This window comes from Pseudomonas sp. GW821-FHT01E05 (assembly GCF_059422425.1).
This window is the reverse complement of record NZ_JBWKWW010000002.1, coordinates 315,461-327,471: the sequence shown is the minus strand read 5'-3', so window position 1 is coordinate 327,471 and position 12,011 is coordinate 315,461. Positions and strand designations below refer to the sequence as shown.

The following is a 12,011-nucleotide window of genomic DNA, read 5'->3' as shown; positions in this document are numbered from 1 at the left end:
GATCGTTCCCACGCGGGTGCGTGGGAACGATCACCGGGGGAGTGTCAGCCGATAGTCATCAAACTGGCGTTACCACCCGCCGCCGCAGTGTTGACGCTCAGTGCACGCTCGATCACCAGACGCTCCAGCGCAATGTTGGTTTCGCCTTGGGACAGGCCTTGAACCCCGACGATAGCACCGGCACGTTTGGCCACTTGCTGGCACACCGCGCGCAGTTGGTCGGAGTCGCCGTGATGCAGGACTGTATCGAGGACCACTTCGTCCTTGCTCCAGTCGGCCACCAGCTGGATGCGCGCTTGCACGTCTTTCGGCAGGCGAATGTAGAGCGCCTTGCTCAGTTCGGTTTCCGGCCATACCGCCGAACTGCCCACCGCCAATACCGCAGCCAGTTGGGTGAGCAGGTCGGCTTCGACTTGCGCCAGGCACAGCACGTGCTCACGCGGCAGGATGGCGTAACTGTTGCGCTCGCCGGTCGGGCCGTTCAGCAGGCGGGTGATGCCGCTTTGCGACTGGGCGGCGAACTGGGTGCAGATGCTGCCCAGCTCTGCTTGCTGGTTGTTGCTGGCCCAGGTTTGCAGGGCCGTCAGCGGTTTGCTCATGGCGTCGCGCAGACGAACATCCGGAGTGCTGAGTGCGTCACCACGAACGAAGGACTGTTCGATAGCGTCGGTAGGACGCGTCGACAGCAAGCGGTACAAGTACAGCGGACCACCGGCTTTAGGGCCGGTGCCCGACAGACCTTCACCACCGAACGGTTGCACACCGACCACGGCGCCGACGATGTTGCGGTTGACGTAGACGTTACCGGCGTTGACGTTGTCGATCACCTTGGCAATGGTTTCGTCGATGCGCGTGTGTACGCCCAGTGTCAGGCCGTAGCCGGAAGCGTTGATCTGCCCGATCAGTTGATCGATCTCTTTACGCTTGTAACGCACCACGTGCAGTACCGGACCGAAGATCTCCCGCTGCAGTTCGTCGAAGCTTTCCAGCTCGATCAACGTCGGCATGACGAAGGTGCCACGTTTGCATTCCTCGCTGTCGGCGATCGCCACCTGGTACACGTTGCGACCTTTGTCGCGCATGCCCTGGATGTGTTTCTCGATGCCGGCCTTGGCTTCGGCGTCAATCACCGGGCCGATGTCCACGGACAGGCGTTCCGGGTTGCCGAGACGGCATTCAGCCATGGCACCTTTGAGCATTTCGATGACGCGGTCGGCAGAGTCTTCCTGCAAGCACAGCACGCGCAGGGCCGAGCAACGTTGACCGGCGCTGTCGAAGGCCGAGGACACCACGTCGATGACCACTTGTTCGGTCAGTGCCGAGGAGTCGACGATCATGGCGTTCTGGCCGCCGGTTTCGGCGATCAGCGGGATCGGACGGCCCTGGGCATCCAGACGGCCGGCGACGTTGCGTTGCAGCAAGCGAGCGACTTCGGTGGAACCGGTGAACATCACACCTTTGACCCGATCGTCGCCGACCAGGCGGGCGCCAACGGTTTCGCCCCGGCCCGGCAGCAGTTGCAGTACGCCTTCCGGAATCCCGGCTTCAAGCATCAGACGCACAGCTTGAGCGGCGACCAGCGGCGTTTGTTCGGCTGGTTTGGCCAGCACCGGGTTACCGGCAGCCAGTGCTGCTGCGACTTGACCACTGAAGATCGCCAGCGGGAAGTTCCACGGGCTGATGCACACCACCGGACCCAGTGGGCGGTGGGCATCGTTGGTGAAGTCGTTGCGCGCCTGCACCGCGTAGTAACGCAGGAAGTCCACGGCTTCACGCACTTCGGCGATGGCGTTGGCGAAGGTCTTGCCGGCTTCGCGAGCCAGCAGGCCCATCAGCGGCTGGATCTCGCCTTCCATCAGGTCGGCGGCACGCTCGAGAATTGCGGCGCGTTCGGCCGGCGGGGTAGCCTGCCAGATGGGTGCGGCGTTCAGGGCGCACTGGATGGCATTGTCGACGTCTTCGACTGTGGCTTCCTGCACATGGCCGACCACGTCACGCAGATCGGATGGGTTCAGCACCGCTGACGGAGTTTCGTTGCTGGATGCGCAACCGAGCATCGGCGCGGCTTTCCAGTGGTTATGCGCGGTGGCCAACAGCGCGCAGGACAGCGACGCCAGACGATGTTCGTTGGCCAGGTCGATGCCACTGGAGTTGGCACGTTCAGAACCGTACAGATCACGCGGCAGCGGGATGCGTGGGTGCGGCAGGCCGAAGCCGCCTTCCAGCGTCGCCATCTGCTCGATGCTGGCCACCGGATCGGCCACCAGCTCCTGAATCGAGATGGATTGGTCGGCAATGCGGTTGACGAACGAAGTGTTCGCGCCGTTTTCCAGCAGGCGACGGACCAGGTAGGCCAGCAGTGTTTCGTGAGTACCGACCGGGGCGTACACACGGCACGGACGGTTCAGCTTGCCATCGGCGACTTTACCTACAACCTGCTCGTACAGCGGTTCGCCCATGCCGTGCAGGCATTGGAACTCGTACTGGCCGGGGTAATAGTTCTGGCCGGCGATATGGTAAATCGCCGACAAGGTATGGGCGTTGTGCGTCGCGAACTGCGGGTAGATGACTTCCGGTACCGAGAGCAGTTTGCGTGCGCAGGCAATGTAGGAAACGTCGGTGTACACCTTGCGGGTATACACCGGATAGCCTTCCAGGCCTTCAACCTGGGCGCGCTTGATTTCGCTGTCCCAGTACGCGCCTTTCACCAGGCGGATCATCAGGCGATGACGGCTGCGACGAGCCAGGTCGATCACGTAGTCGATCACATACGGGCAACGCTTCTGGTAGGCCTGGATCACGAAACCGATGCCGTTCCAGCCGGTCAGTTGCGGCTCGAAGCACAGGCGCTCCAGCAGATCCAACGACAGCTCGAGGCGGTCGGCTTCCTCGGCGTCGATGTTCAGGCCGATGTCGTACTGCTTGGCCAGCAAGGTCAGCGACAGCAGGCGCGGGTACAGCTCGTCCATCACGCGCTCGTACTGGGCGCGGCTGTAACGCGGGTGCAGGGCCGAGAGCTTGATCGAGATGCCCGGGCCTTCATAAATGCCGCGACCGTGAGAGGCCTTGCCGATCGAATGGATGGCCTGCTCGTAGGAGGCGAGGTATTTCTGCGCGTCATGTTCGGTCAGTGCAGCTTCACCGAGCATGTCGTAGGAATAACGGAAGCCCTTGGCTTCGAAGCGGCTGGCGTTGGCCAGGGCTTCGGCGATGGTTTCGCCGGTAACGAACTGTTCGCCCATCAGGCGCATGGCCATGTCGACGCCTTTGCGGATCATCGGTTCGCCGCTCTTGCCGATGATGCGACTCAGGGACGAAGTCAGGCCGGCTTCATTGTGGGTGGCGACCAGTTTGCCGGTCAGCAGCAACCCCCAGGTAGCCGCGTTGACGAACAGCGACGGGCTGTTGCCAAGGTGTGGCTGCCAGTTGCCGGTGCTGATCTTGTCGCGGATCAGCGCGTCACGGGTGCCTTTGTCCGGGATACGCAGCAGGGCTTCGGCCAGGCACATCAGCGCCACACCTTCCTGGGACGACAGGGAGAATTCTTGCAGCAGGCCCTGAACGATGCCGGCACGGCCGCCGGCGCTCTTCTGATTACGCAGTTTCTCGGCGATCGAGGCGGCGAGCTTGTTGGTGGCCTCAGCCATGGCAGCCGGCAGGCGCGCCTGTTCGATCAGCATCGGGACCACTTCAGGTTCCGGGCGGCGGTAAGCGGCGGTGATCGAGGCGCGCAGGACCGATTGCGGCAGGATGCTTTCGGCGAACTCGAGGAAGCACTGATGGGCGTGGTCCGCCTGGATATCACCCGCCTCGTCAGCGTCTTTGCCAGTCAAACCGTTCAGCTCGGTCAGGGTTGCACCACCCTCGAGTTTTTCCAGGTAATTGAAAATTGCCTGCTTGATCAGCCAGTGCGGCGTGCGATCAATCGAGGTCGCGGCGGCTTTGAGGCGTTCGCGGGTAGGGTCATCGAGTTTGACCCCGAGGGTGGTGGTAGCCATATTTTTATCCTCATGTTTGCCACAACTGCGTGACATCAGCTGGCGGCAAGATTAGCCGTGCACGGAGAGAGGTGCAACCGGGTGCAACCCTTTTTTGTCGGAAAAAACAGACGGCTCGTCAGGAAATAAATTTCGGCAGTGAAATGCCGCGCCTGCTTGGTGCTTTTGCTGCTGGGCAATCAGGTTCTTGCTCCGAAAAGGAGCAAAAAACAGACGTGCCAACTGAAATTCCGGCTGGGTGTAACTTATTGTGGCAAAGCAGGTTGCACCTTATTTTCTTTTTTGAATGGCGTCTGTGCCAAAGGTGCAACCTTCAGCGTGATGGTTCATCGGCTGATGGCTTTACTGGGGAATCGCCAGTCATAAATGCGCGGCAACCGGAATCGTCTATCCACCCAGATGGATGCAGACGGTCCGATAGTTCGCTGCTAAATAAAAACAAAGCCATGCACATTGCGTAGCCATAGCTCCTCATCAATGACGGAGCAATTCCTGATAAATGTAGGGTAAATCTGATTTCCGTGCCCTCCCGTCAATGTCCGTTCGTGCTCATGCAGAATCGCCCGTCTTCACTCTGCAGAGAGACATCGGATGTTCGCTTCTGCCAATCAACCGCGTTTCACCTTGACCCTCGACGGCGTCCGGAGTGAGCTCAAGGTGCTTGAGTTCACCGGCAAGGAAGCCATCAGCCAGCCCTATCGTTTTGACCTGGAACTGGTCAGCGAGCGTTCGGACCTTGACCTCGAAAACCTCCTGCATCGGCAAGCGTTCCTCAGTTTCGACGCGCAGAACAATGGCATTCACGGGCAGATTTATCGCGTGGCCCAAGGCGACTCCGGCAAGCGGCTGACCCGTTATCAAATCAGCCTGGTGCCGCAACTGGCATATCTCGCTCAGCGCATCAACCAGCGAATCTTTCAGCATCGAACGGTGCCGGCGATCATCGCTCAAGTGCTCAAGGATCATGGTATCCAGCGCGATGCTTTCGAGTTCCGGCTCGGCAGCCAATACACCGAGCGCGAGTATTGCGTGCAGTACGCCGAAAGCGATCTGGCGTTCATTCAGCGGCTCTGCTCCGGGGTCGGTATCCACTATCACTTCCAGCACAGCCCCGATGGTCATCGCCTGATCTTCGGCGATGATCAAACCGTATTCCCCAAACTGCCATGGCCAACCGTCTACCTGCCGGGCAGCGGGATGGTCGCCGAAGAGCCGGCGATCAAGCGCTTCAGTGTGCGCCTGGAAACCCGCACCACAGGCGTGACCCGCCGCGATTACGACTTCAAAAAGCCGCATCTGCTGCTGGAAAGTGCGGTTGCTGGCGAGCAGCGACCGGCGCTGGAAGACTATGACTATCCAGGTCATTTTGCTGACCGCACCGATGGCAAACACCTGGCTCAGCGAGCTCTGGAGCGCCACCGCGCGGACTATTGCCAGGCCGAGGGCGGCAGTGATCAATCGGCGCTGATCAGTGGGCATTTTCTGGAAATCGTCGAGCATCCGCGTTCGGCGTGGAACGACCTGTGGTTGCTGACTGAAGTCGAGCATCAGGGCAAGCAGCCTCAGGTGCTGGAAGAGTCGGTGATCAGCGACTCTTCGGATGGCTTTTCCCAGGGTTATCGCAACACCTTTCTGGCCACGCCCTGGGATGTGCTGTTCCGTCCGCCATTGGGTGCACCCAAGCCGCGCATGCTCGGCTATCAACATGCCGTGGTCACAGGTCAGGGTGACAGCGAAATCCATTGCGATCAGTACGGTCGGGTCAAGGTTCAATTTCAGTGGGACCGCGACGCAAAACTCAACGAACATTCCAGTTGCTGGCTACGGGTGGCCACCGGCTGGGCTCACGACAGTTATGGCAGTGTGCTGATCCCGCGGGTTGGCATGGAAGTGCTGGTGGGTTTCGTTGACGCCGATGCCGACAAGCCCCTGGTAATGGGCTGCCTGCCAAATGCCGCCAACCCGCTGCCACTCGATCTGCCGGCCGACAAGACCCGGAGCATTTTTCGTAGTCACAGCAGCCCCGGTGGCGGTGGCTACAACGAGCTGCGCATTGAGGACCGCAAGGGTGCCGAGGAAATCTACCTGCGTGCCCAGCGCGACTGGAACCAGCACGTGCTGCACGACCAAACGGTGCAAGTGGATAACGATCGCAGCGTCGTCGTCAAAGGCACCTCCAGCATCCGGGTGCGCAACCAATCGCTCAAGGCCAGTGAACAGGTTCACGTCCTTGCCCTGGGGCAAGTGGTCATCGACGGCGGTGTCAGCGCGACGATTCAGGCTGGCGGGCACTGGATCAACATCAATGCCGGCGGGATATTCAGCAGCGTACCTATTCAGGTCGGCGGCGCCCCGCAGTTGACTGCGGCACCGACACTGATCCCGCCAGCACCGTTGAGTGCTGCACAGATTTTCAGCCTGAAAAGCGACGCGCCGTTCTGCGAAGAATGCGAGCGCTGCAAGGAAGGTGTCTGTGATGTCTGAGCGCCTTGCACCTCAAGCCTGGCTCGAGCGCCAACCATTGCAGTCGTCAGAGCAGCTGTTCGTGATTCTTGGCAACGCCAGTGATGCCCAGCCGCTCAAGACCTTCCAGCAGTCGGGCGCAATGCAGACGGCCAGCCCGATCTGGGTCGACACCGCTTATGCCGAATGGGACAGGGTGATGCCCTATGTCGGGATCGTTGCCTCAGATAGCGAATTCCTCGACTGGGTCGCCAGCACCGACGCCACTGATTGGGGCTGGCTGGCAGTTTCTTCGGCCAGCCAGGAGGTGTTGGTCGAGCACTTGCGCAGCTTGACCAAGGTACTGTTGCCCAATGGCAAGCAGGTGTTTTTTCGCTTCTGGGACGGGCGCCATCTGCTGCCGATTCTTCAGGCTCCTGAAGTTGATGCGAGCGAGCTGCTGCCACTGTTCACGCGATGCCTGATCAATGGCCAAAGCCTTGAGATTGGCGCCAGTGCCGTGAAGACAGCCAAGGCCTGTCCCTGGTGGGAGGTTCCTCTGTCGCTGCTTGATCGCCTCGCCGCGAAGGACGCCGTAACCCAGACCAACAACTTGCTGACCTGGCTGAGCGAGGCCCGCCCGGAGCTGCACGGCGCTTATTCAGAAAGCGTTTTGAGACACAAGGTCGCGGCCTTCGTTGCCCGCTCAGAGCTACCTCGCATGTCGAAAGAAGCACTGGCTGACCACCTGATCTCGGAGCAAGGCTGATGGATCACATTGCTCACATCGAAGCGCAACTCGACAGCTTCCAGGACACCCTCAGTCTTTATCGCCAACAGCTCCGCAGCTGGTTTGCCAGGACGCTGGACAAGGGCAGTCGCGCCGCCGATCTGCCATCGCTGCTGGACATGGAGCGAGTGATCAAGTTCGGCTCCACCAGCACTTCGGTCAGTCAGAGCGACGACGATTTCATCTCCAGCGTCGCCCAATGTCCCACCAGCAGGATTCTGGAAATCGAGAGCAGGTTCGAGTCGGTCTATGACATCCCGCTCGGGAATATTCAGGTCGAGGTGATTCCGGCCGCCGGTGGTCCCGGCAAGACCATCACCCTGGATGCTCAGGGCAAGGCGCAGTTCAAGGGCGAGGCCGGCAAGTTCTATCGGGTCCGGGTTCAAAGTGCAGTGACCCCGTCGCAAGTCGATGAGCTGTTCGCTGCCTACGACGGGCTGACTCGGGATCTGGAAGGCTGGCTGCGCAGCGAGTGGCAGGGGTTTAAACCGCAGTGGTCGCAGCAGTCGGCTCGAGCGGCGGGCAACGGCATGCTCGCCGGGAGTTGGGCGGCGATCGAGGGGGTGTGGGACGGCATCGGCCTGATCAGTGACATGCTCAAGAACCCGGGGGCTCACCTCGAACGCTTGGGCAGTAGCGCGCAGCAACTGGTCAAGTCGGCGCAGGACGCACCGCAAGTGATGGAAAAAGCCATGCTGCTGGCCAGCGACGAAGCGGCACTGTGCCTGTTGCTGCGCACCGCGAGTATCTGGCTGGACGCCTTGCCGCCGAGTTTGATTGCCGGGACGACGGCCGAGGCCATTGCCACGGTCGTGGTCGAGATCCTGATCGATCTATTGATTGGCCTCGTGCTGACTGTTGTCGGTTCAGGCATTGGTGTCGGCCCTGGCGTCGGCATCGCCTACCTGACACTGCGGCTGACGAAACATGGCACGCAGATCCTCAAGGCTGGCCTGGGCTTCATCGAGGCCATGTTCAACATCATCGACAGCTTCATGGGCTATGTCGACCGCTACAAAAAGGTCGCCGCCCGGGGGCTGGCTGGCCGGCAGAAACAGGGCGTATTACAGATGCGCTGGGGCGCGCGCAGCAATGCCACGCTGAAGAAACACGAACCTCACGACGACGCCCCCAAACAGGCGAAAAACCCCAACGGCGACAGCGCCGACACCGCCAGCCAAACCGCCACCCGCGGCTGCCCGGTGTCGATGGTCACCGGCGAAGAACTGCTGAGCCTCACCGACGCTGAACTGGACGGGGTGCTGCCGTTCAGCTGGACCCGGCTGTACCGCAGCAGCGCGGTGGAAATTGATGGCGGGCTGGGGTGGGGCTGGAGTCACCCGCTGGCGCAGCGGCTGGAGATCAGCGGCGATTCGGTGATCTGGATCGACCAGGAGAACCGCCGCACCACCTTCCCGCTGCCCAGTACCGAGCGCCCGGCGATCCACAACAGCTTGGCGCGGGCGGCGATTTACCTGGGTGACGATTCAGAAGAATTGATCCTCGCCCCGGCCGGCGACGCGGCGCGCTTCTACCACTTTCGCGCGGGTCGGCTGAGCGCCCTCAGCGATGCCTACGGCAACCGCCTGCAGATCAGCCGCGACCGTCAGCAACGCATCCAGCGCCTGGACAACGGTGCCGGCCGCGCCCTGCGCCTGCGCTACGAGCGCGCGCAGATCATCGCCGTCGACTACCAGAGCTTGCACCCGGCCGACACCCTCGAAGACGCCTGGCGCACCGAGCAGACCCTGGTCCGCTACCGCTACGACGAACGCCAGCGGCTGGTCGAGGCGAGCAACGCCGCCGGGGACAGCGAGCGCTACGACTACGACGATCAGCAGGTCATCCTGCAGCGGCAACTGGCCGGGGGCGCGAGCTTCTTCTGGGAATGGGAGCGCACGGGCAAAGCCGCGCGCTGCATCCGGCACTGGGCGAGTTTTGCGCAGATGGACCAGCGCTACGTCTGGGACGAGCAGGGCGGGGTCAGCGTCCGGCATGCCGACGGCCGCGCAGAGCTTTACGTCCATGACCCGCAGGCGCGGCTGCTGCGCCAGGTCGAGGCGGACGGTGCCGAACACCGCAAGGCCTACGACGACCAGGGCCGGCTGACCGCCGAACAGGACCCGCTCGGCGCCGTCATCGAATACCGCTATGACGAGGCCGGGCGCCTGATCGCGGTGCTGCCCGCCGAGGATGAGCCGACGGCGTATGAGTACCGCAACGGTCACCTCCACCGCCGCCAGCGCGGTCAGGCGCAGTGGACCTACCAACGCAATGCCCAGGGCGATCTCACCGAACAGATCGATCCCGACGGCCACGTCACCCATTACCACTACGACGCCAAAGGTCAGTTAACCGGCATCCGTTATCCCGACCACAGCTGCCACACCCTGAGCTGGAATCCCCTCGGGCAGCTGATCGAAGAACAGCTGCCGGACGGTGGCCGGCGCTCTTATGCCTACGACGTCCTTGGTCGGCAGATCCGCCGCCAGGACGAACACGGCGCCGTCACCCAATACCAGTGGGACGCCGTCGGCCGGCTGCTGCAGACCACCTTGCCCGGCGGCGCGAGCCGCGCCTTCAGCTACAACGCCTACGGCAAGGTCACCGCCGAACGCGATGAACTGGGCCGCCTCACCCGCTACGAATACGCCGACGACCTGCACCTGGTCAGCCGCCGGATCAACCCCGATGGCAGCCAGCTGCGCTACCGCTACGACACTGCGCGGCTGTTGCTCAGCGAGATCGAAAACGAAGCCGGCGAACGCTACCGGCTCGAATACGCCGCCAACGGCCTGATCCGGGAGGAGACCGGCTTCGATGGCCGGCGCACCGCCTACGCCTACGACCTCAACGGCCAGCTGCTGGAGAAGACCGAGTTTGGTGACGACGGCTCAACGCTGGTCACCACCTACCAACGCGACGCTCACGGCCGGCTGACCCGCAAGACCCTGCCTGATGGCAACACCGTCGACTATCGCTATGACGCGCTGGGCCGACTGGTCGGCGTCGCGGACCGCGACACCGACTGGCCGCTGGAATTCGAATACGACCGGCACGACCGGCTGATCACCGAGCACCAGGGCTGGGGCACCCTGCGTTATCGCTACGACGCCTGCGGTCGGCTCAAGCAGCTGCGCCTGCCGGACCACAGCACCCTCGACTACCACCACGCCCAGGGCGGGGCGCTGAGCGCCATCGACCTCAACGGCGCCCGGCTGACCACGCACGTCTTTGATGCCGGACGTGAACAACAGCGCCAGCAAGGCCAACTGCTCAGCCAGTACCAGTACGACGAGCAGGGCCGCCTGCAGGCCCACGCCCTCAGCCAGCAACAACAGTCGCGGTACCACCGGCATTACCGCTACGCCGCCAACGGCAACCTGGCCCTCCTCAGCGACAGCCGCCACGGCCAGCGCCGTTATGACTACGATCTGCGAGACCGGCTGCTCGGCGTGCGCCATCCCCAGGGCGAACCCCCGGAACACTTCAGCCACGACCCGGCCGGCAACCTGCTGATGCAGGACCGCCCCGGCCCGGCCCGCGTCCAGGGCAACCGCCTGCGGATGCACGGCGACCGCCATTACGACTACGACGCCTACGGCAACCTGATCCGCGAACGCCGCGGCAAGGCCCAGTGCCTCGTCAGCGAATACCGCTATGACTGCCAGCACCGGCTGATCGGCATGACCCGCCCCGACGGCCGTGGCGCCAGCTACCGCTACGACGCCTTCGGCCGGCGCATCGCGAAAACCGTCGACGGGCAGAGCACCGAATTCTTCTGGCAAGGCGACCAGCTGATCGCCGAACGCGGCGGCAGCCACTACCGCAGCTACCTCTACGAACCCGGCAGCTGCCGCCCGCTGGCGCTGCTCGACGGCGAAGGCCCACGGAATGCTTGCCCGTTCTACTACCAACTCGACCACCTCGGCACCCCGCAGGAACTCACCGCCTACAGCGGCGAAATCGTCTGGTCGGCGCAATACCACGCCTACGGCAAACTCGCCCGGCTCAAGCAAGACAGCGAAGAACACCTCGAGCAACCGCTGCGCTTCCAGGGCCAATACTGCGACGCCGAGAGCGGCCTGCACTACAACCGCCATCGCTACTACACTCCGGACAACGGCCGCTACCTGACCCCGGACCCGAGCAAACTGGCCGGTGGGCTGAACGCCTACCAATACACCCCGAACCCGACGGGCTGGGTGGATCCGTTGGGGTTGAGTACCTGCCCGGGAGCGGATGGGTGCAAGCCGGCGACGGGGGCGGAAGACCCGGCGGCGAAGGCGCGGGTGGATGAGGGTGAGCCCGCTCTACCGCAATTGGCGCGAGCCGAGAGACAGGCTCGAATAGATGAGCTCGCAGAAGCAAATGCATATAGGCGGTTAGACGAAATGGAACGGGCTACACCTGGTGCTCATTTTCTACAAAAGCATGGTAAACAAACTACATTGGAGTCTCAGCGTGAACGGGCGAAAACAGGTAGAAATCCAACCACCGGCATTATTGAGACTTATACGAAGGGGAAAAAAGCAGGTCAGCCTAAAATACCTAGTGCTGCAACTCGCTTCATAAGTTATAGAGATCAGTTGAACGCTATATATCGTGCTCGGCTTATTCTTAGGCGAAACGATCTCGCGGCATCCAAGGAGCCAATGAATATGGGCAAGCAAATAGGTGAAGGATACAAACGAGGAGGTTTGGAGTATGGAAAGCAAAGTGATGCGGTAGTCATATTGAATAATAATGGCGACCCAATAACGTCTTATGCGGAATTTTGA

At 62.1% G+C, this 12,011-nt stretch carries 4 protein-coding genes; 3 read left to right on the top strand and 1 reads right to left on the bottom strand.

Annotated elements, in window-relative coordinates; translation table 11 throughout:
- Positions 1-44: 44 nt before the first annotated feature.
- On the bottom strand, positions 45-3,998 hold the full coding sequence (putA, locus tag AC07W5_RS04955; RefSeq protein WP_495022889.1) for a trifunctional transcriptional regulator/proline dehydrogenase/L-glutamate gamma-semialdehyde dehydrogenase: 3,954 nt from the start codon (positions 3,996-3,998) through the stop codon (positions 45-47).
- Between the two features lie 591 nt (positions 3,999-4,589).
- On the opposite strand from putA, the gene AC07W5_RS04950 reads away from it, so the two are divergent.
- Genes AC07W5_RS04950 through AC07W5_RS04940 form a run of 3 tightly spaced genes read left to right on the top strand, consistent with a single transcriptional unit; the run spans position 4,590 to position 12,011 of the window.
- A complete protein-coding gene (locus AC07W5_RS04950) occupies positions 4,590-6,482 on the top strand; it encodes a type VI secretion system Vgr family protein (protein WP_495022888.1) in 1,893 nt (630 codons plus the stop codon).
- A complete protein-coding gene (locus tag AC07W5_RS04945; protein ID WP_495022887.1) occupies positions 6,472-7,209 on the top strand; it encodes a DUF4123 domain-containing protein in 738 nt (245 codons plus the stop codon). The genes AC07W5_RS04950 and AC07W5_RS04945 overlap by 11 nt, the downstream gene beginning before the upstream one ends.
- Positions 7,209-12,011: an RHS repeat-associated core domain-containing protein gene (locus AC07W5_RS04940; RefSeq protein ID WP_495022886.1), complete on the top strand. Its 4,803-nt coding sequence runs from the start codon at positions 7,209-7,211 to the stop codon at positions 12,009-12,011. Before AC07W5_RS04945 ends, AC07W5_RS04940 begins: the two co-directional genes overlap by 1 nt.

Excerpts from the sequence above, each read along its gene's own strand:
- putA (WP_495022889.1), bottom strand. The coding sequence starts at position 3,998 with ATGGCTACCACCACCCTCGGGGTCAAACTCGATGACCCTACCCGCGAA.
- AC07W5_RS04950 (WP_495022888.1), top strand. The coding sequence starts at position 4,590 with ATGTTCGCTTCTGCCAATCAACCGCGTTTCACCTTGACCCTCGACGGC.
- AC07W5_RS04940 (WP_495022886.1), top strand. The coding sequence starts at position 7,209 with ATGGATCACATTGCTCACATCGAAGCGCAACTCGACAGCTTCCAGGAC.